The following is a 19,611-nucleotide window of genomic DNA, read 5'->3' on the forward strand; positions in this document are numbered from 1 at the left end:
TCCGCAGCTGTCGCAGCCAGGCGACAGGTAAAAGGCGGGCAGACGGAGAACGCGCAGGGGCCGTGGCCTGGGCCACATCGCACTGCGCATCACCCTCCGTGATGCCGTTGGCAGTTCCAGGCCGGTCTCCGGGCTCGTGAGCGGGCACCTGGCCCTTGCCTGCGCGCCTTCCCGGGTGCTTGCACCCAGTGGCCCTGCGCGGTTTTGCACTCACTTACCGTTGCGGGGGCAGCGCCGGAATCGCGCCTTGTGGCGCTCACCGGCTTCCCAGTTTCACTCTGCCAAACCACGGTTCGCAGGGCACCTGAAACACGCCGCGAAGGTTAGAGGGTTGCACCGGGAGCGTCAATCGAACGTGGGCCGAACTGGCCTGGATCAATGGCCAATCCGTCGGCTTGTGCCACACTGATGGCAGTGATATCACTTAGCCATCAATCTCGCTGACCTCAATGACAATGACAAGGAGCGCCCAGCATGCAAGGCCTGATCATCAACAATACCCACTTCGAATTCCTGCGCCCGGCGCTGGAGCGCTGGGTCGACTGCATCGATCGTTTCAACCAGCTGCAAGGGGACGCTGACGCGCCCTACTGGCATGGCAGCGCCGCCAACGTCGGCATGCTCGCGGCAGCGGCCTGGCAAGGCGAGCTGGTGGCACTGCAGCAGTACCAGAGCAAGAAGCAACGCGACGAGGGTGAGCGCGAGGGGCGATGCGACCTGTCGATCAGCAACGCCGAAGCCTCTGTGCACCTGCATGCCGGCCAGCGCTGGCCACGTATCGCCCGCCTCGACCTGGCCTCGGCGCTGCAGGAAACCGCCGCCCAGGCCAAGCACATCGGTTATGCCAGCCAGCTGAAGGCCGGCGCGTTGTTCGTCACTCCCTGGAAAGCCGGCCAGCACGCCAGCCCCGAAGAGCTTCAGGACCTGGTCGACGACCTGCAGAAGCACACCGCCTGCGCCATCGCCTGGTATTTCCCCTACGCCTACCGCAAGCTGCACAACGAGCTGGGGCAGTACTACCCGGGGGTGGCGCTGCTGCTCAAGCAAGCCTGAGCGGCCGGTTCAGGCCGGACTCACGCTGGCAGCGGGGCTATCAGCCGCAAAGAAGCGCTGCGCAAGCCCCGGCGTCTTGAAGCGTGCCTCGTAGGCCAGGGCGTCGAACTCCAGCCCCGTGCGCAGATCGTAGAGGCTCCCCGAAGCAGGTTTGGGGATCTGTTGCAGGGTCACATGGATAAAGCGGTAGTGTTCACCGTAAACCTGCTCCAGCTTGACGATTCGAAAGTAGCGCCCCGGCAGGAACAGTGTCTCGCTTTCATCCCAGTAAAGGGAAAATGCGCTGATCGGCGTGCCGTCCTGGTACCAACCGGCCGGCAACTCGAACACCACCGAACTGTCGTCGAACAATCCCGGCAGGTTCCCCGGCGCGCTCACGGCCGATCGCGATGCGAACTCGGCAACCATGAAGGGGTTCTCGGTGAATGAGGTCAGGTCAGTATTGACCAGCACATCCCCTACCCTGATCTGGCCGTTTCGATAATTCCCTCCACCCGTGCCGCGCGAGGCATTGCCTCCGCGGTAGAGGCTGGCCCCGTTGTTTCTGGGCAAGCGCTCGAGACTGTCGGCAAGCGCCTGAATGTAGTCGTCCTCGTCCCCATAGCGATAGCTACCCGAACGGAACACATCATTCACCCTGGATTCGTCGCTGGTGTAGTACTCGATCAGGGAGTTGTAGAATTCGCGGCCCGAGCGGTACGAGTAACGCGTCTGGCCCTCGACCCGCACACAATCCAGGCCTCGCTCGTCCAGATCAGGGGCTTGGCCGGGGGCCAGCCGTGGTACTTCGCTGGTATCAAGCAACGCTTTATGGCGACGCAACACCTGGGCGGCAACCAGCTTGCTCCGCGTTTCTTCGATGACCATGTGGCTGTCCCAGAAGCGCGAGGTGACGCTGGGCATGCCATCCACGGCAGGCGGCGCTCCGCCAGCCAGCTTCGGCGGCACCAGCAGCTCCCAATCCCCGGCGGCGCTCAGGCGCACCGGATACAGCGGGCTGAAAGCGAAGGGGTTATGAGCAGGCACGATCTGCCAGACGTGCAGGTCGTGGTTGTAGCGCACGCGATAGGACAGGCCATCGAGTTCGATCCAGCAACCGCCATCGGTTGTGACCCTGATACCGCGCAAACGCCCGTCGCTGACCAAATCGCCACTGACGATTTGATTGGATTCGAGGTGTTCCATCGGCTGCGGGGCGGCCTGTGCCACCTGCCAGCGATTCAGATCGATATCCGCCTCGCCGACAGATGATTCATAGGTCAGCGACGCATAACTCGATTGGAACCCCAGATCGACCATGTTCAATGCCGCGAATACCGAGTCGAGCATGGCGTTGCGTAGCGCCGCCTTGCGGCTCTGCTCGTCCGCCGCATGCAGGGACGCATCGACGTCCAGACCCAGCTTGGCGAGACTGGCGCCCAGCAACATCAGGGTCATGGGCCAACCGAGGGGGGCGAAGCCACCGAACACCTTGATGAACGCCGCGAGATAACCGCTCCACATCGCCTTGCGCAACTCGGCGTTGCCGATGATCGCCGACGCGTTGTCACTCATCTCGGTTGTGGCCTGGTTAGCCAGGTGGCTGAAGATATCGGGGCTGACGGTTCGCTTCATGAAGCCGAGCAGGTGCAGGGCCGCCTGGTCGCTCGCGCTGCTGGCGATACTCTGCAGGTGAGTCCTGACCGCCTGGGCGCGTGACGGGTCACGCGCGTCGGTATGGGCCGCCAGCACATGGTGAGCCAAGGTGTCGCGGTCCTGCAGCTGCGTACGCAACCAACCTGCCATGGCCAATTCCGAAGCAAAGCCGATGAGCGCTTGCGAGGCCCATGGACGGTAAAGCAGGGTGCGACCGCTGGCCACCGTAAAACTGTAGAGGCAGCCGCGGTCGCCTTGGTCAAGCACATAGCGGTTGACGGAAAAGGGGTGCGTGGTGCTGTCCTGCTCGAGTTTGGCCAGCGTCGGCAGCTCGCCATCGGCCAGGTCGTCAGCGGCCATCGCACGCAACAACGCCCAGTCGCTACGGTTGATGCGTCCTGCTCTCAACGCGCTGGCCCCCTGCCCCAGCACATTCACCTTCGCCAGTGCGCGAAAGTGCCCGGAATAGTTGGCCCAGAAACGCGTGACTGCATCGCGATAGGCCACCGCGAAGTCCAGTGCCCACAAATCCTGCTGGACCTTGCTGCCCAGCATCGCCACTTCATTACGCTCATCGAAGTGGCTGGCGTGTGGCCCTTGGCGATAAAAGCCGCCATAAAGATCAAGCTCGTCCGGTGCCTCCTGAAACCGAGCATCGAAACGATTGATCAGCAACTCGACCAGGTGCATCGATTTGCGCGGCGGCCCGCTGTGCCGCCACCCCGTGAAGCTGTGGCTGCTGCTGGTGGCCCCGTCAAACTGGTGCCACCAGACGAAACGCGGATCGATGGCCTTCCCCGTATGCTTGAGCAGAATGCGCTGCGCATGCTGGCTCGCCAGTACGTACGGGTCGGGATACTCGCGAATCACCTCGTCCACCAGGCGAACCAACGGCCGCCCCGCCTCCACCGCGTCGAGGCTCTGTTCCACGCGCTCCTTGATACTGCTGCTCATAACCCCACTCCTTGATGTCGTGATCGAACACGCATCCTGGCTGGGCGATGAACCTCGGGGGCGGTAGGTATGTACCTGCGCACTTGTGCCCGAGTTACCCACGATGCCGGGCACAAGTGGCTAGACGCGCCGAAGCGCGTCAGTCAGGGAAGAATCGGTTAGCCAGCTCCGCGCTACCCAGCCGGGCAGCGTAGGCGGCCTTGTCGAATAGCTCGCCGGTACGCAGCTCATAGACCTCGCCGCTGGCCGGTCTCGGCACCTCTCTGAGCCTGACACTGACGAAATGGTAATCGCCACCGCGGATTTCCTTGAGCGCCTCGACGCGGAAATACGAACCAGGCAGGAACAGGGTTTCCGCCTCGTTCGGATGGCTGGAGAACGGACTGATGGGGGTGCCGTGCTGATAGCTGCCGGCAGGCAGCTCGAACACCACCGAGCTGTCGTCGAAAACGCCTTCCACCCCGCTGCCCGCCAACAGATCGTTGTCGGCGGCGAACAGGCGCACGATATAGGGGTTTTCAGTGAAGGAGGTCAGGTCGGTGTTGACCAGCACATCGCCCACCTTGAACTTCCCGCTGCGAAAATGCGTACCACTGGTACTGCGTGCGCCGTGGCCTCCGCGATACAGCGGCACTTCGTTGTTGAACGGTAGCTTCTCCAGGTCGTCGGTGAGGTTGTCGAGGTACTCGACCTCGTCGCCGTAATCGAACTCACGCACGCCCTCACGCAGGAATCGGTTGATCCGGGCACCGTCCTCCTCGGTATAGATCAGGATCCGGTGATTCTGGTACTCACCGCCATGACGAAAGGTGTATACGTGCTCTCCCTCAATATCGATGAAGTCGAACCCATCCTCGTCAACCAGCGGCTCCTGCCCATCGTCCAGCACCTCGATGTCTCGCCCCAGCATCAGCGCCCGCTGGCGTGCGCGCGCAGCATCCGAAAGCGCAAGGCTACGCGCTTCGTCCGTGCGCATGTACTCATCCCAGAACGCCGAGGGCTCACAGGCCAGGCCGTCGGTCGGTGTCCCGCCCAGCAGGCGTGGCGCAGTCAACAGTTGCCACTTGCCCGAAAGCCCCATGCGCACCGGACGCAATGGACCGAAAGCGAAGGGGTTTTCCGGGGGCACTATCAGCCAGGACGACAGCTCCGGGCTGAAGCGCACCCGGTAGGGCAATCCTTCCAGCTCGATCCAGCAACTGCCGTCCGTGCCAAGCCGAATCCCCTGCAGGCGGCCGCTTCCCATTGGCTTGCCGTCAAGCAGCTCGTTGGCCTCATCCCCCTCGAGGTTCAACGTGGGCTCCGGCTCGACCTCCCATTCGACCAACGATGCGTCCAGTTCATGAAACGGCGCCCGGTAGGCCAGGAACGCGTGGCTGCTGCCAAAGCCCACGTCCACCATGTTCAAGGCGCCGAAGATCGAATCGAGGATGGCCGCGCGCATCGCCGCCTTGCGCTCCTGGGCGTTGCGGGCGTGCACCGCACCGTCCACATCCAGGCCGACCTTAGCCAGAGTGGCGCCGAGCAGCACCAGCGACACCGGCCAGCCCAACGGCACGAAGCCACCGAACACTCTCAGGAAGGCACCCAGGTAGCCTCGCCACAGGGCCTTGCGCAGTTGGCTGTTGTCGACGAGGCGGCCAGCGGTGTGCTGCATGTCCTGACGAGCGTGGTCCGCCAGCGCCTCGAAGAGGTGCTCGACAGTGCTGCGCTGCTGCTCGAGCACTGCCAACGCGGCCGCGTCACTCGTGCTCTCGGCCAGCGCTTGCAGTGCCTGTTGCACCGCCTGCACAGCCTCGAGATCCTGCGGGTCGGCAATCAACCCCTGCTGGAAGGCTGCCCGGTCCTGGGTCGTGGCCAGGTGCTCGCGCAACCAGCCTGCCATTTCCCGCAGGTTGCCGAAGCCTCGCAGCGCCTGTTCGGCCCAGGGGCAGTACAACAGGACCCTGGTACCGGGCCCCTGGATCGCATACAACGCTGCCCCACCGGCGACACCCAGCCCATAGCCGCTTGCTCGCAGCTCGACACTCGACTGTTCACGCAGCTGTGCCAGCGACGGCGCCCGCTCCCCGGCCAACAGCCCCGGCACCACATAAGCGCGCAACTGCGCCGCATCCGCGTTGTCGATGAGCCCGTCCTGTTCGGCACGGGCACACTGGCCCAGCAGGTTGACCTTGACCAGGAGCCTGAAGTCATCTTGGTGCGCGGCCCAGAATGCCGATACTTGGCGCCGGTACAACTGGGCGAAATCCAGCGCCCAGAAATCCTGTTGGACATCGCGGGCCAACATCGGCACTTCGTTGCGCTCATCGTAGGTGTTCGCATGAGGCCCCTGGCGATAGAAGCCGCCATACAAATCGAGCGAGTCGATGGCTTCCTGGAAATCGGGGTCGAAGCGCTCGACCATCAATTCGGTGAAGCGCAGCGACTTGACTGGCGGGCCACTGTGCGCCCACCCCGTAAAGCTGCGATGGCTGGAGCTGGCACGACTGAATTGATGCCACCAGATCTGCCGAGGGTCCCAGTCCTTGCCTGTATGCTTGCGCAGGATGATCGACGCCTGGGTCACGGCCAACTGGTATGGATCGGGATAAGCGCTCAGGACCTTGTCGGCCAGGCGGGCCAGCTCACGGCCGGTACCCAGTAAGGTCAGGTTGTGTTGCAGTGCGACTTCGACGGTGCTCATGTCGGTGCCTTGGCAATGAAAGGAGCACGCATCTTCCCGAGCCGGGAAAACCATCTGCGGTAGATATGCCACACCCCTCGAATGAACCTCCGGGCCGGCGCGTCGCTCTCACTTCATGTAGGCCATCTTGCGAGGATGTTTGCCATGCACAGCTTGCGCACTGCACTAGTCCTGGCGCTGTGCGCCAGCCTCGGCGCCTGCGGCGAGTCAGCGCGCCTGAAGGTCAGCGATGGCACCGGCCCCACCCCACAGTTGCCCGCGCCCAACCGCACGCTGCTCCCCACCGTGAACATCGCCCCCGCGATCGGCTGGCCCCAGGGCGCCAAGCCCAAGGCGGCCACCGGCACCGCGGTGACCGCCTTCGCCAGCGGCCTCGAACACCCGCGCTGGCTGTACGTGCTGCCCAATGGCGACGTGCTGGTGGCCGAAACCAACGCTCCGCCCAAACCCGATGATGGCAAGGGCCTGCGCGGTTGGGTGATGAGCAAGGCAATGAAGCGCGCCGGGGCTACAGTGCCAAGCGCCAATCGCATCACCCTGCTGCGCGATGCCGATCACGACGGAGTGGCCGAAATGCGCCTGCCCTTCATCGAGGGGCTTGCCTCGCCATTCGGCATGGCGCTGGTGGGCAAGGACCTGTATGTCGCCGACACCGACAAGCTGCTGCGTTTCCATTACGAACCCGGCGCGATGGAGATCCGTGAGCCTGGGCAGAAAGTGGTGGAGCTGCCCGGCGGGCGCCTTAACCACCACTGGACCAAGAACGTGATCGCCAGCGCCGATGGCCGCAAGCTGTATGTCACCGTCGGTTCCAACAGCAACGTCGGCGAGAACGGCATGGACGCCGAGGCCGGGCGCGCGGCGATCTGGGAGGTCGACCCGGCCAGCGGCCAGCACCGCATCTTCGCTTCCGGGCTGCGCAACCCCAACGGCCTGGCTTGGGAGCCCAACAGCGGTGCGCTGTGGACCGCCGTGAACGAACGTGACGAGATCGGCAGCGACCTGGTGCCGGACTACATCACCTCGGTCAAGGACGGCGGTTTCTACGGCTGGCCCTACAGCTACTACGGCCAGTATGTGGATGTGCGAGTAGAACCACAAGACCCCGCCAAGGTGGCGGCAGCCATCGTGCCCGACTACGCCGTCGGCCCGCACACTGCCTCGCTAGGGCTGGCATTCATCCCGGCCGGGCTGTTACCCGCGCCGTTCGGCCAAGGCGCAGTCGTCGGCCAGCATGGTTCGTGGAACCGCAAGCCGCACAGTGGCTACAAGGTAATCTTCGTGGCTTTCGATGGCCAAGGCAGGCCGACGGGCCAGCCCCTGGAACTGCTGACCGGCTTCCTCGACGACCACGGCAAGGCCATGGGGCGCCCGGTGGGCGTGGCCACCGACGCGCGTGGCGGAGTGTTGGTGGCGGACGATGTGGGCAACGTTATTTGGCGAGTCAGTCGAGCGCCTTGACGGCGGCGCTCAGGGATTCTGCGCCAGATGCCCAGGTGGCAATACCCGCTTGGCCTGCAGATAGGCCTTGGCCCAGTAACTGCTGGAGAGATAGTCCAGGCGCACCGTGCCGCCGGTAGACGGCGCATGGACGAAACGCCCTTCGCCGACATAGATACCGGCATGACTGACCTGTGCCCCGCCATTGGTGGCAAAGAACACAAGGTCGCCGGACTGCAAGGCATTGATGTCCACGCTTGGCGCACGCATGACGATCATGTCGCGCGTGGTGCGTGGCAGGCTGATGCCCGCAGCATCACGGTACACGTAGCCGATCAGGCCGCTGCAATCGAACCCCGAATCAGGGGTGTTGCCGCCCCAACGATACGGCGTGCCGACCAGGCCGATCGCGCGGAACAGCACATCCTCCGCCGCAGGCGATGCCGCCGGTTGCTGGCTGAAGACCATGGGCTGCTTGACCGGCGCCGGGGCAGGTGCACGGCTGGAGCAGGCAGCAAGCAATGCCGCCAGGGAGAGAAATGCGAAGCGCGCCAACATCGCCATGATGCGAACGTCCTGTCAGACAAGCCTCGGCCACGGCCGAAGATGAAAATAGGTGAGAAATTAGATTAGACGCTTTCTGTAAATGCGCACGGCGGCGAGCTTTTCAGCTACGCCGCCGCGGCAGGGTACAGCATTTTGATATCAAATCAATTGCGCGAAATGGTGGTCGGTGCCATGGCCAGCGCGCGCTTGGCTTCGATGAAGGTCTTGCTCCAGTAGCGATCGCCAAGGCTGTCGATGCGCACACCACCGCTGCGGCGGCTGCTGGAGTGGATGAACTGGTTGTCGCCCAGGTAGATGCCGGCGTGGCTGACGCGGCCGCGACCATTGGTGCTGAAGAACAGCAGGTCGCCTGGCTTGAGCTTGTTACGCGCGACTTTGGGGGCGTCGACGTTGATCATCTCGCGGGTCGAGCGCGGCAGGTTCATGCCGGCCTCTTCGCGGAACAGATAACCAATGAAACCGCTGCAGTCGAAGCCTTGTTCGGTGGTGCCGCCAAAGCGGTAACGGGTACCGATCAGCGCCATGCCACGCTCGAGGATGCTGTCGGCCAGCACCGGGAGCTGATAGGGCTTGCTGCTGGAAAAGGCATTCAGGTCATCGTCGCTGGCCAGCTCTTCCTCGGTGAATACGGAAGAAGCGGAAGCCTTGGCCTTGAGCGATTGCTCGGCGACCGGGCGATGATCCTGGGATTGAGTGGCCGGGCCATGAGCGGCGCAACCAAACAGGAAGGTGGCAAGTGCAAGTGGCACGAGGGGTGCGAAGCGCTTCAGCATGGGCACGACCGTGTCTGTAGTCCTTTAGAAGGGGGAAACTATGCCTTCTATCAGAACCATTTGCAAATTTTATCGAAAAACATGTGACTTTTCTGTTTTGCCGCTCTGGCCCCGTGTTTTCAGGGGGTCACCAACCCAGGGTTTCCTTGAGGAACGGGATGGTCAGCTTGCGTTGCGCCTGCAGCGAAGCTTGGTCAAGGCGTTCGAGCAGGTCGAACAGCGCACTCATGCTGCGTGTGCCACGGGTGAGGATGAAGTGGCCGACTTCGTCGGTCAGGTGCAGGCCGCGCCGCGAGGCACGCAGCTGCAGGGCGCGCAGCTTGTCCTCGTCGGACATGCCGCGCATCTGGAAAATCAGGGCCAGGGTCAGCCGCGACTTGAGGTCCGCCAGTTTGATCGGCAGTTCGCGGGGCGAGCTGGAAGCGGCCAGCAGCAGCCGTCGGCCACTGTCGCGCAGGCGGTTGAACAGGTGGAACATGGCCTCTTCCCAGTCCGCCTTGCCGGCGATCACGTGCAGGTCATCGATGCACACCAGTTCGTATTGCTCGAGGTGGTCAAGCAACTCGACGCCGCGCTCCAGCAGTTGCGCCAGCGGCAGGTAGACGGCGGGCTCGCCGCGCTGCTGGAAACGCTGGGTAGCGGCTTGCAGCAGGTGGGTACGGCCAACGCCCTGCTTGCCCCACAGGTAGATGAGGCTCTCGGTCCAGCCGGCGTCGGCTTCGCATAGCCGCTCGACGTAGCCCAATGCCGCGGCATTGGCGCCCGGATAGTAGTTGATGAAGGTGGCGTCATCACGGAGACGCACACCCAGGGGCAACTGGATCGGTTTCATGCTCGCGGGCGGTCGCGGGGACCACAGGGGGCCTTTGGTGAAGAGTGTGCAAAGTCTATACCCGCAACGCGGGCGGCACAATCCGGCAGGGGAAGAGCACAAGTAAAATCAAGCAGTTGCGATGTTCACGAGACCCTGTGGGAGCGGGTTTACCCGCGAAGATGACACCTCGGTGCCTGGCACGGGCTATGCCCGTGTTCGCGGGTGAACCCGCTCCCACAGGTATCGCGCAGTTGACGCGGTCACTTACAGGTCCGGGTCGATCGCCTCGCCATACATGTCCGACTCCTTGTAAAGGTCATGCACATGCCGCAACAGCACCATGATCACCGCCGCCACCGGCAGCGCCAGCAGCACCCCGGTGAAGCCGAACAGCTCACCACCGGCAAGGATGGCGAAGATCACCGCCACCGGATGCAGGCCAATGCGGTCGCCCACCAGCATGGGCGTCAGTACCATGCCTTCCAGCGCCTGGCCAACCATGAACACCGCGACAATCCCCAGCATCGGATACAAATCGCCGCTGAACTGGAACAACCCGGCCACCAGGGCCGCGCCGATGCCGATGATGAAGCCCATATACGGGACGATTGCCGCCAACCCCGCCAACATGCCGATCAGCAGGCCCAGTTCCAGGCCCACCAGCATCAGCCCGGTGGAATAGATGACGCCCAGGGCGAGCATCACCAGCAACTGGCCACGCACGAACGCCCCCAGCACTTCATGGCACTCACCGGCCAACCCCACCACCTGCTCTTCGCGCTGGCGCGGCAACAGGCTGCGCAGCTTGGCCATCATCAGGTCCCAGTCGCGCAACAGGTAGAACCCCACCACCGGGATCAGCACCAGGTTGGCCAGCCAGCCGATCAGGGCCAGGCTCGACGCGGTGGCCTGGGACAGCAGTACACCGACGATGTCGGTGGTCTGGCCCATGTGCGCGCCGATGGCGGCCTTGATCTTGTCGAACTTCCAGAAGCCATCGGCCAGGCCCAGGCGGCTTTGCACCCAAGGCAGGGCCACATGCTGCAGCCAGTCGAGCATCTGCGGCGCCAGCTCGTACAAGCGCACCAGCTGCTTGGCCAACATGGGGATCAGCACCAGCAGCAGGGCCATGAACAGCAGGGTGAACAAGCTGAAGACCACCACCACGCCCCAGGTCCGCGACAGCCCGGCCCGTTCGAGGCGGTCGACCAGCGGGTCGGCCAGGTAGGCCAGCAGAATCCCCACCAGGAAGGGGGAAAGAATGTTGTGCAGCAGGTACAGCAGCACGGCGATCAGCAAGGCGGCGCCCAGCCCGATCCAACGACGCATATCAATCATGTCCAAGCCCCCTTACCAGCGAAAACGCAAGCCATCGAACGGCTTGGCTGCAGTGGTAGGGGGTGTCGCGCCCGGCTCGCCCTGGGGCGCAGGTGCCGGCGTGGCCTCGGCAGGCAACTCCTGCAACTTGGCCAGGCCCAGTTGCGCCCGCAGCTGCTCACGGTTGCCGGTGACGCCGTAGGTCAGGGTGGCGCCATCGGCCATCTGCAAACGGGCGCCGTAAGGTTCAAGCACGCGGCTCAGTTCGGCATAGCGCTGCAAGTTCATGCCCTGCACCTGCACCTGCAGGTCACTGCTGGCGCCGGGCCGGGTGACATAGCGCGGCGCCAGGCGGTTGCTCACGGCCAGCAGCACGGCATCGGCCAGGGCGGCCTGGTCGGCACCTTCGGCGTTGCCCTGCTCACGCTGGTCGCCCAGCCACAGTTGCCACTTGCCTTGCCACTTGCCGTCGGCCTCATGGGCATGCACCGCCAGCAAGGCATTGGCGCCGTAACGCTCGGACGCCTCGCGCAGCGGCGCAGGGTCATTGCCCTCGAGCTGTTTGGCGTTGGCCACCAATTGCTCCTGCAGGTCGGCCAGCGGCAGGCGCAGCGGCAAGCCACGGTGCTGGGCGGCACGGCGCAGCGGTTCGGCGGCGGCCTGGCCATCGCCGACCAGGTTGCTGCCCTCGACACTGTCGTAGAGCCACCAGCCGATGATCGACGGCCGGTTGTTGCCCCACAGCGCCAGGCCCGCCTGGCGCAGCGCGCGTTCAGTGCTGCCGGGGTCGAACTCGACCAGCAGCGCCTCGGGCGGCCCGGCCTCGGTGCCGACCTGATTGATGATTTGCTGGGGATCCTTGCGCAGGGCTGCCAAGGCCGGGCTCTGCGCCGCCTTGGGGTCGCCGGTCAGGCGCAGCACCAAGGTGTCCAGGGCCTTGCCGGTAGCCTGGGCGCGGGCATCGGCGCCCTGCCCTTCGACAGGTTCGCGGACCTGATACAGCCCGGTGACGGTTTCGGCCTGCGCCGCAGCGCCGACCAGCACCAGGCACCCGGCCGCGATGTAATTGAAAAGACGCATTGAGGATTCCTGTCCAGATGACCACGAGCGACGAGCCCGGACCTGCCGGTTGTGACCGCGCAACGCAGAGAAATGCTCCGCTGCCGCGGCCCATTGAGCTCGTCACGATGCCTATACCTTATACAGGCACCGCCGCGGCAACCAGTCGCGCACCGTGAAAGCGCTTTTTTGCCCAGATTTCCGGCCTGCCCGTCGGCCTGAGGATGGCCGCTTCGGGGCAACCCTGATAAAATCGCGCGCCTTCGCAGACCAGTGACGTACAGGCAGCCGCCGCTTTTGAAGCCGGCCTTGGCCGTCCCGGTCGTTTTCCAAGAATCCCTCCCTCTTAAAGGCCTGGATCAATGAGCAAGCAACCCTCCCTGAGCTACAAGGACGCCGGTGTAGACATCGACGCCGGCGAAGCACTGGTCGAACGCATCAAGGGCGTCGCCAAGCGCACCGCACGCCCTGAAGTCATGGGTGGCCTGGGCGGCTTCGGCGCCCTCTGCGAGATCCCGGCCGGCTACAAACAGCCGGTACTGGTCTCCGGCACCGACGGTGTCGGCACCAAGCTGCGCCTGGCACTGAACCTGAACAAGCACGACAGCATCGGCCAGGACCTGGTCGCCATGTGCGTCAACGACCTGGTGGTGTGCGGCGCCGAGCCGCTGTTCTTCCTCGACTACTACGCCACTGGCAAGCTCAATGTCGACGTGGCCGCCACCGTGGTTACCGGCATCGGCGCCGGTTGCGAACTGGCCGGCTGCTCGCTGGTCGGTGGTGAAACCGCCGAAATGCCAGGCATGTACGAAGGCGAAGACTACGACCTGGCCGGCTTCTGCGTCGGCGTGGTGGAAAAAGCCGAAATCATCGACGGCTCGAAAGTCGCCACCGGCGACGCCCTGCTCGCCCTGCCTTCCTCCGGCCCGCACTCCAACGGCTACTCGCTGATCCGCAAGATCCTCGAAGTGTCCGGCACTGACATCGAAAACACCCAGCTCGACGGCAAACCGCTGACCGACCTGCTGATGGCGCCGACCCGCATCTACGTCAAGCCGCTGCTGCAACTGATCAAGAACACCGGCGCGGTCAAGGCCATGGCCCACATCACCGGCGGCGGCCTGCTGGACAACATCCCGCGCGTACTGCCGAAAAACGCCCAGGCCGTGGTCGATGTGGCCAGCTGGCAGCGGCCGGCGGTGTTCGACTTCCTGCAGGAAAAAGGCAACGTCGACGAGCACGAGATGCACCGCGTACTGAACTGCGGCGTTGGCATGGTCATCTGTGTCGCCCAGGATCAGGTCGAAGCTGCCCTGAACGAACTGCGCGCCGCCGGTGAGCAGCCTTGGGTGATCGGCCACATCGCCGAAGCCGCCGAAGGCGCCGCTCAGGTCGAGCTGCAGAACCTCAAGGCACACTGATGCCGAGCAAGACCTGCAACGTCGTGGTATTGCTGTCGGGCTCCGGCAGCAACCTGCAAGCGCTGATCGACAACACCAGCGCCAGTGACAGCCCGGTACGCATCCGCGCGGTGATTTCCAACCGCGCCGATGCCTACGGCCTGGAACGTGCCAAGGCAGCCGGTATCGACACCGCGCTGCTCGAGCACCAGGGTTTCGACGGCCGCGAAGCCTTCGATGCGGCGCTGATGGCGCTGATCGACGGCTTCGAGCCCGACCTGGTGGTACTGGCCGGTTTCATGCGCATTCTCAGTGGCGGCTTTGTACGCCACTACCAGGGCCGCCTGCTCAACATACATCCGTCACTGTTGCCCAGGTATAAAGGCCTGCACACCCACCGGCGCGCGCTGGAGGCTGGCGATGCCGAGCACGGCTGCAGCGTGCACTTCGTCACCGAGGAACTCGACGGCGGGCCTTTGGTCGTACAGGCTGTGGTTCCGGTTGCAACGGACGACACCGAGCAGTCGCTCGCCCAGCGCGTGCACCTGCAGGAACACCAGATCTACCCGCTGGCGGTGCGCTGGTTCGGCGAAGGACGCTTGCGTCTGGGCGAACAGGGTGCATTACTGGATGGCCAGCCGCTGGCGGCCAGCGGTCACTTGATTCGATCCTAGGAGAATTTATGCGTCGCGCCCTGCTCTTGGCTCTCGCCGTGCTCGCCCTGCCCCTCCAGGCAGCTGATCTGAAGCCTTTCGCGGCCAGCTACACGGCTGACTGGAAGCAGCTGCCCATGAGCGGCACTGCCGAGCGCAGCCTGGTGAAGAACGCCAACGGTACCTGGGACCTTAATTTCAAGGCTTCCATGATGATCGCCAGCCTCACCGAGCAAAGCACCCTCAAGCTCGACAACGACACCCTGCTGCCGCAGAAGTACCACTTCGAGCGCGGCGGCCTGGGCAAGGCGAAGAAAGTCGACCTCAGCTTCGACTGGAACGGCAAGAAGGTCACCGGCAGCGACCGTGGCGACGCGATCAACCTGCCGCTCAACCGCGGCGTGCTGGACAAGTCGTCCTACCAATTGGCGCTGCAGCATGACGTGGCCGCCGGCAAGAAGAGCATGACCTACCAGGTGGTCGACGGTGACGAGATCGACACCTACGACTTCCGCGTGCTGGGCACCGAGAAGGTGGCGACCAAGGCTGGCCAGGTCGATGCGATCAAGGTCGAGCGCGTACGTGACCCAAGCCAGAGCAAGCGCATCACCGAGCTGTGGTTCGCCAAGAACTGGGACTACCTGCTGGTGCAACTGCGCCAGGTCGAGACCGACGGCAAGGAGTACGTGATCGTGCTGCAGGACGGCACGGTCGATGGCAAGGCGGTCAAGGGCAACTGATCGCTGCCCCAGTGACACCGGAAGCCCCGCCTTGTGCGGGGCTTTTTTTTGCGACGAACACCGCCTCCTGTAGGAGCGGCCTTGTGTGGCGAAAGGGGCGCCAAGCGGCCCCGGCGATATCTTAGGCGGAGCTGAAATAGTGGGGCCGCTGCGCGCCCCCACGCGACACAAGGCCGCTCCTAACAACGGCATGCGTTGCGTTTCATGAAACTTGTTTAATCGCCGTTTAATTTACTTAGCCTGCTAACAAATTCTATAAAGAAGGCCTGCGACACAGTGCCGCAGCCCATCAAGCAGTGGAGTTTGACGATGACAGTTCAAGTAACCGAACGCGACGAATCGAAAATGTCCCACGAAGGCCTGGCCGCTGGCGTGCGGATCTGGGACGTGCACCAACAGGGCCAACTGGTCGGCATGTTCCACGAAGAACACCTGGCCCAGCAATACCGCAGCGAACTGGAAATCCTGGAAAACCAGCGCACCACCCAGTGACACCGCCTTCAAACAAAAAAACCCGCCTAGGTTAATGCCGGTCAGTTAAGCCAATTGGGGCCGCTTTGCGGCCCTTCGCGGGTAAACCCGCTCCCACAGGTTTCGCGCCAGTTTCAAGCATTGCGCAATCCTGTGGGAGCGGGTTTACCCGCGAAGGACTACAAAACAGCCCCATGAGTGTCGATGAAAGGTTAACTGACTGACATTACCGCCTAGGCGGGGTTTTTCATGCTTACCACATCAGATCGTCAGGGATCTTGTAAGCGGCGTACGGATCATCCTCGTCCGCCTCTTCGACATGGGTGTTGAGCAGCAGGATACGCTGCGGGTCGCGTTCCTGGATCTTCACTGCCGCTTCACGCGGGATCACTTCGTAGCCGCCGGCATGGCCAACGATCGCCAGCGCACCGTTGCTCAACTTGCTGCGCATCAGGGCATTGACGGCGATGCGCTTGACCTTCTTGTCATCGACGAAGTTGAAATAGTCCTCGGTGCTGAGCTTGGGCAGGCGGGTGGCCTCGATCAACTGCTTGATCTGCGCGGCGCGGGCTTTCTGCTCGGCCTTTTCCTGGACCTGGCGGTTCAGCTCCTGGTCTTTCCTGGCCTTTTCGGCCAGGGCTTCCTTGGCCAGGCGTTGCTGGCTGTCGTCCACCTCGACCTGGCCTTTGTGCTCCAGGCGCTTCTGTTTTTTCTCAGCCTTGTTGGTCTGGGAAACCTGTTTCTGGTTGACCAGGCCGGCTTTGAGCAACTGGTCGCGAAGGGAAAGGCTCATGGGTGTCTTTACTCACTTATGCATCGGCTCAGCCGCAGCTGGGCAGGTTCTTTTCCTGACGCTTGGCCTCGCCCCACAGGGCGTCCAGCTCGTCGAGGGTACGATCTTGGATGTTCAGGCCCTGCTCGCGCAATGCCTGTTCGATAAAACGGAAACGCCGCTCGAATTTGCGGTTGGCGCGGCGCAGGGCGTTTTCCGGGTCGTGCTTGAGGTGCCGGGCCAGGTTGACGGTGGCGAACAGCAGGTCGCCCAGTTCGTCCTCCAGCGCATCGCTGTCACCATCGGCCATCGCCTGCAGCACTTCGTCGAGCTCTTCGCGCACCTTGTCCAGCACCGGCAGCGCGTCGGGCCAGTCGAAGCCGACCGTGGCCGCGCGCTTTTGCAGCTTGGCGGCGCGGGACAGTGCCGGCAGTGCGGCCGGCACATCGTCGAGCAGCGACAATTGCTCGGGCTCGCTGTTTTCGGCACGTTCTTCGGCCTTGATCTCTTCCCAGCGCGACTTGACCTGGGCCTCGCTCAACGAGGGCGTATCGACCGGAGCATAGAGCTCGCCGGTGGGGAACACATGGGGGTGGCGACGAACCAGCTTGCGGGTAATCGAGTCGACCACGCCGGAGAACTCAAAACGCCCTTCTTCCCGCGCCAGCTGGCTGTAGTAGACCACCTGGAACAGCAAGTCGCCCAGCTCACCCTGCAGGTGGGCGAAATCACCCCGCTCGATGGTATCGGCGACTTCGTAGGCTTCTTCGATGGTGTGCTGGACGATGCTGGCGTAGTCCTGCTTGAGGTCCCACGGGCAGCCATATTGCGGGTCGCGCAGGCGGGCCATGAGGTGCAGCAGGTCATCGAGGGTGTAGGTCATGAATGCAGGTCCTTCGGCGGCGCCTGCTTCGCGGGTAAACCCGCTCCCACAGAGGTTTGCGACCTACCTGTGGGAGCGGGTTTACCCGCGAAGAAGCCACCTCGTTCTCAAGGGGTACGGTTACGCCGCGTCTCGATGATGTTCGGCAACTGCGAGATCCTGCCGAGCAGGCGCCCGAGGGCATCCAGGCCGGGGATCTCGATGGTCAGCGACATCAAGGCGGTGTTGTCTTCCTTGTTCGAGCGGGTGTTGACCGCCAGCACGTTGATCTTCTCGTTGAGCAGCACCTGCGACACGTCGCGCAGCAGCCCCGGGCGGTCGTAGGCACGGATGACGATGTCGACCGGGTAGGTCTGCACCGGGATCGGCCCCCAGCTGACCTGGATGATCCGCTCCGGCTCCTTGCCCGCCAGTTGCAGCACCGAGGCGCAGTCCTGGCGGTGAATGCTCACGCCGCGGCCCTGGGTGATGTAACCGACGATGGCATCGCCCGGCAGCGGCTGGCAGCAGCCGGCCATCTGCGTGAGCAGGTTGCCGACGCCCTGGATCTGGATGTCGTTGCGCTTGCCCGCGCGAATGCCCCGAGCCTGGCGCGGCACCAGTTCGACCTGCTCGATGCGCTCGGGCTCGAGCAACTGCTGGGCGGCGTTGACCATGTGCGCCAGGCGCAGGTCGCCGGCACCGAGGGCGGCGAACATGTCTTCGGCGGTCTTGACGTTGGCCTTCTCGGCGAGGCGCTCGAAGTCCACCTGCGGCAGCCCCAGGCGGCTAAGCTCGCGCTCGATCAGGGTCTTGCCGGCAGCGACGTTCTGGTCGCGCGCCTGCAGCTTGAACCAGTGGACGATCTTCGCCCGTGCCCGCGAGGTGGTCACGTAACCGAGGTTGGAGTTCAGCCAGTCACGGCTCGGATTGCCGTGCTTGCTGGTGATGATCTCCACCTGCTCGCCGGTCTGCAGGCTGTAGTTGAGCGGCACGATGCGCCCGTTGATCTTGGCGCCCCGGCAGTTGTGGCCGATCTCGGTGTGCACGCGGTAGGCGAAGTCCAGCGGCGTGGCGCCCTTGGGCAGGTCGATGGCATGGCCGTCGGGGGTGAACACGTAGACCCGGTCCGGCTCGATATCGACCCGCAGTTGTTCGGCCAGGCCGCCGATGTCACCCAGTTCTTCATGCCATTCGAGCACCTGGCGCAGCCAGGAAATCTTCTCTTCGTAGTGATTGGAGCTGGGCTTGACGTCAGTGCCCTTGTAGCGCCAGTGGGCGCACACCCCAAGCTCGGCCTCTTCGTGCATGGCGTGGGTGCGGATCTGCACTTCCAGCACCTTGCCCTCGGGACCGATCACCGCGGTGTGCAACGAGCGGTAGCCGTTTTCCTTGGGGTTGGCGATGTAGTCGTCGAACTCCTTGGGGATGTGCCGCCACAGGGTGTGCACGATGCCCAGCGCGGTGTAGCAGTCGCGCACTTCCGGCACCAGCACGCGTACCGCACGCACGTCGTAGATCTGGCTGAACTCCAGGCCCTTGCGCTGCATCTTGCGCCAGATCGAATAGATGTGTTTCGCCCGGCCACTGATGTCGGCGTTGACGCCGGTGGCCAGCAGCTCGTTCTGCAGTTGGTTCATCACGTCGCTGATGAAGCGCTCGCGGTCCAGCCGGCGCTCGTGCAGGAGCTTGGCGATCTGCTTGTACTGCTCAGGCTCGAGGTAGCGGAACGAAAGGTCTTCCAGTTCCCACTTGATATGGCCGATGCCCAGCCGGTGGGCCAGCGGTGCATAGATATCGAACACCTCGCGGGCCACCCGCAGGCGCTTTTCATCGTCGGCGGACTTCACCGCACGAATGGCGCAGGTGCGTTCGGCGAGCTTGATCAGCGCCACCCGCACATCGTCGACCATGGCCACCAGCATCTTGCGCAGGTTCTCGACCTGCGCCTGCGAGCCCAGCACCAGCGACTGGCGCGGGCTGAGGCTGGCACTGATGGCCGCCATGCGCAGCACGCCGTCGATCAGCTTGGACACCACCGGGCCGAAACGCTGGCCAACTTCGGCCACCGTCACCTTGCCTTCGCGCACCGAGCGATAGATGACCGCAGCCATCAGCGAATCCTGGTCGAGCTTGAGGTCGGCGAGGATTTCGGCGATCTCCAGGCCCGCCTGGAAACTGGAGGTGCCATCGGCCCAGGAATGCTTGGCCGGGTTGCCCTTTTTCTCGATTTCCTGGGCGAACTCACAGGCCTCTTTGAGCGCCGCGCGATCGAGCTGCGAATCGACGCTCACCACATGATCGAGCCATGCTTCGAGATTGATACTGCCGTCGTTGTTGACCGGCTGGTGCACTCTCACCTGTACCATCTTTGCTTTACCTTTCCATACAGCGCACCACGCGGGTGCGCTGGTT

16 protein-coding genes and 1 riboswitch are annotated in these 19,611 nt (G+C 63.7%); of the genes, 6 read left to right on the plus strand and 10 right to left on the minus strand.

Features of this window, described 5'->3' with window-relative positions:
• Positions 1-101: 101 nt before the first annotated feature.
• A riboswitch (cobalamin riboswitch) is annotated at positions 102-323 on the minus strand.
• 151 nt (positions 324-474) lie between these two features.
• A complete protein-coding gene (locus ABE459_RS11615) occupies positions 475-1,053 on the plus strand; it encodes a hypothetical protein (protein WP_125462990.1) in 579 nt (192 codons plus the stop codon).
• A gap of 9 nt (positions 1,054-1,062) precedes the next feature.
• On the opposite strand, the gene ABE459_RS11620 is transcribed toward ABE459_RS11615, so the two are convergent.
• Both ABE459_RS11620 and ABE459_RS11625 read right to left on the minus strand, forming a co-directional pair.
• Positions 1,063-3,642, minus strand: coding sequence for a DUF6543 domain-containing protein (locus ABE459_RS11620; RefSeq protein ID WP_323831575.1), 2,580 nt, complete (start codon positions 3,640-3,642; stop codon positions 1,063-1,065).
• A 139-nt stretch (positions 3,643-3,781) separates the two neighbouring features.
• Positions 3,782-6,328 (minus strand): DUF6543 domain-containing protein, encoded by a 2,547-nt coding sequence (locus ABE459_RS11625; RefSeq protein WP_323831577.1) that lies wholly within the window; start codon positions 6,326-6,328, stop codon positions 3,782-3,784.
• 144 nt (positions 6,329-6,472) lie between these two features.
• Here ABE459_RS11625 and ABE459_RS11630 point away from each other — a divergent pair, with 144 nt between their 5' ends.
• The gene (locus tag ABE459_RS11630; RefSeq protein WP_323831579.1) at positions 6,473-7,789 is read left to right on the plus strand and encodes a sorbosone dehydrogenase family protein; all 1,317 of its coding nucleotides are present in this window, start codon (positions 6,473-6,475) and stop codon (positions 7,787-7,789) included.
• Between the two features lie 9 nt (positions 7,790-7,798).
• On the opposite strand, the gene ABE459_RS11635 is transcribed toward ABE459_RS11630, so the two are convergent.
• The 5 genes from ABE459_RS11635 to ABE459_RS11655 form a co-directional block, all read right to left on the minus strand.
• On the minus strand, positions 7,799-8,332 hold the full coding sequence (locus ABE459_RS11635; protein ID WP_125462987.1) for a C40 family peptidase: 534 nt from the start codon (positions 8,330-8,332) through the stop codon (positions 7,799-7,801).
• A 146-nt stretch (positions 8,333-8,478) separates the two neighbouring features.
• Positions 8,479-9,108, minus strand: coding sequence for an NlpC/P60 family protein (locus tag ABE459_RS11640; protein WP_125462986.1), 630 nt, complete (start codon positions 9,106-9,108; stop codon positions 8,479-8,481).
• 127 nt (positions 9,109-9,235) lie between these two features.
• Positions 9,236-9,940 (minus strand): DnaA regulatory inactivator Hda, encoded by a 705-nt coding sequence (gene hda, locus ABE459_RS11645; RefSeq protein ID WP_110993035.1) that lies wholly within the window; start codon positions 9,938-9,940, stop codon positions 9,236-9,238.
• 246 nt (positions 9,941-10,186) lie between these two features.
• Complete coding sequence (locus ABE459_RS11650) at positions 10,187-11,260, minus strand: AI-2E family transporter (protein WP_125462985.1); 1,074 nt, start codon at positions 11,258-11,260, stop codon at positions 10,187-10,189.
• Between the two features lie 12 nt (positions 11,261-11,272).
• A complete protein-coding gene (locus ABE459_RS11655; RefSeq protein ID WP_323831581.1) occupies positions 11,273-12,319 on the minus strand; it encodes a DUF2066 domain-containing protein in 1,047 nt (348 codons plus the stop codon).
• A 341-nt stretch (positions 12,320-12,660) separates the two neighbouring features.
• Here ABE459_RS11655 and purM point away from each other — a divergent pair, with 341 nt between their 5' ends.
• From purM to ABE459_RS11675, 4 genes are all read left to right on the plus strand, one after another.
• Positions 12,661-13,719, plus strand: coding sequence for a phosphoribosylformylglycinamidine cyclo-ligase (gene purM / locus ABE459_RS11660; RefSeq protein ID WP_110993032.1), 1,059 nt, complete (start codon positions 12,661-12,663; stop codon positions 13,717-13,719).
• Positions 13,719-14,372, plus strand: coding sequence for a phosphoribosylglycinamide formyltransferase (gene purN, locus ABE459_RS11665; RefSeq protein WP_110993031.1), 654 nt, complete (start codon positions 13,719-13,721; stop codon positions 14,370-14,372). The genes purM and purN overlap by 1 nt, the downstream gene beginning before the upstream one ends.
• Before the next feature lie 8 nt (positions 14,373-14,380).
• Positions 14,381-15,091, plus strand: a complete 711-nt coding sequence (locus ABE459_RS11670) for a DUF3108 domain-containing protein (RefSeq protein ID WP_125462983.1) — start codon at positions 14,381-14,383, stop codon at positions 15,089-15,091.
• 309 nt (positions 15,092-15,400) lie between these two features.
• Positions 15,401-15,583, plus strand: a complete 183-nt coding sequence (locus ABE459_RS11675; protein WP_125857720.1) for a hypothetical protein — start codon at positions 15,401-15,403, stop codon at positions 15,581-15,583.
• 232 nt (positions 15,584-15,815) lie between these two features.
• On the opposite strand, the gene ABE459_RS11680 is transcribed toward ABE459_RS11675, so the two are convergent.
• From ABE459_RS11680 to relA, 3 genes are all read right to left on the minus strand, one after another.
• The gene (locus ABE459_RS11680; protein WP_323831583.1) at positions 15,816-16,355 is read right to left on the minus strand and encodes a DUF2058 domain-containing protein; all 540 of its coding nucleotides are present in this window, start codon (positions 16,353-16,355) and stop codon (positions 15,816-15,818) included.
• Positions 16,356-16,383: 28 nt separating this feature from the next.
• On the minus strand, positions 16,384-17,217 hold the full coding sequence (mazG, locus tag ABE459_RS11685) for a nucleoside triphosphate pyrophosphohydrolase (RefSeq protein ID WP_125462980.1): 834 nt from the start codon (positions 17,215-17,217) through the stop codon (positions 16,384-16,386).
• Between the two features lie 107 nt (positions 17,218-17,324).
• Entirely contained in the window at positions 17,325-19,565 is a 2,241-nt protein-coding gene (relA, locus tag ABE459_RS11690) for a GTP diphosphokinase (RefSeq protein WP_125462979.1), read from the minus strand.
• Positions 19,566-19,611: the final 46 nt, after the last annotated feature.

It is taken from the genome of Pseudomonas sp. TWI923, from assembly GCF_039673365.1.
Taxonomy (GTDB): domain Bacteria; phylum Pseudomonadota; class Gammaproteobacteria; order Pseudomonadales; family Pseudomonadaceae; genus Aquipseudomonas; species Aquipseudomonas sichuanensis.

Bases quoted from the DNA above. Each gene is read 5' to 3' on its own strand.
- hda (WP_110993035.1), bottom strand. From the start codon at position 9,940: ATGAAACCGATCCAGTTGCCCCTGGGTGTGCGTCTCCGTGATGACGCC.
- ABE459_RS11675 (WP_125857720.1), top strand. From the start codon at position 15,401: ATGACAGTTCAAGTAACCGAACGCGACGAATCGAAAATGTCCCACGAA.
- purM (WP_110993032.1), top strand. From the start codon at position 12,661: ATGAGCAAGCAACCCTCCCTGAGCTACAAGGACGCCGGTGTAGACATC.
- mazG (WP_125462980.1), bottom strand. From the start codon at position 17,217: ATGACCTACACCCTCGATGACCTGCTGCACCTCATGGCCCGCCTGCGC.
- ABE459_RS11680 (WP_323831583.1), bottom strand. From the start codon at position 16,355: ATGAGCCTTTCCCTTCGCGACCAGTTGCTCAAAGCCGGCCTGGTCAAC.
- ABE459_RS11630 (WP_323831579.1), top strand. From the start codon at position 6,473: ATGCACAGCTTGCGCACTGCACTAGTCCTGGCGCTGTGCGCCAGCCTC.
- ABE459_RS11640 (WP_125462986.1), bottom strand. From the start codon at position 9,108: ATGCTGAAGCGCTTCGCACCCCTCGTGCCACTTGCACTTGCCACCTTC.
- ABE459_RS11625 (WP_323831577.1), bottom strand. From the start codon at position 6,328: ATGAGCACCGTCGAAGTCGCACTGCAACACAACCTGACCTTACTGGGT.
- ABE459_RS11620 (WP_323831575.1), bottom strand. From the start codon at position 3,642: ATGAGCAGCAGTATCAAGGAGCGCGTGGAACAGAGCCTCGACGCGGTG.
- relA (WP_125462979.1), bottom strand. From the start codon at position 19,565: ATGGTACAGGTGAGAGTGCACCAGCCGGTCAACAACGACGGCAGTATC.
- ABE459_RS11670 (WP_125462983.1), top strand. From the start codon at position 14,381: ATGCGTCGCGCCCTGCTCTTGGCTCTCGCCGTGCTCGCCCTGCCCCTC.
- purN (WP_110993031.1), top strand. From the start codon at position 13,719: ATGCCGAGCAAGACCTGCAACGTCGTGGTATTGCTGTCGGGCTCCGGC.
- ABE459_RS11650 (WP_125462985.1), bottom strand. From the start codon at position 11,260: ATGATTGATATGCGTCGTTGGATCGGGCTGGGCGCCGCCTTGCTGATC.
- ABE459_RS11635 (WP_125462987.1), bottom strand. From the start codon at position 8,332: ATGGCGATGTTGGCGCGCTTCGCATTTCTCTCCCTGGCGGCATTGCTT.
- ABE459_RS11655 (WP_323831581.1), bottom strand. From the start codon at position 12,319: ATGCGTCTTTTCAATTACATCGCGGCCGGGTGCCTGGTGCTGGTCGGC.
- ABE459_RS11615 (WP_125462990.1), top strand. From the start codon at position 475: ATGCAAGGCCTGATCATCAACAATACCCACTTCGAATTCCTGCGCCCG.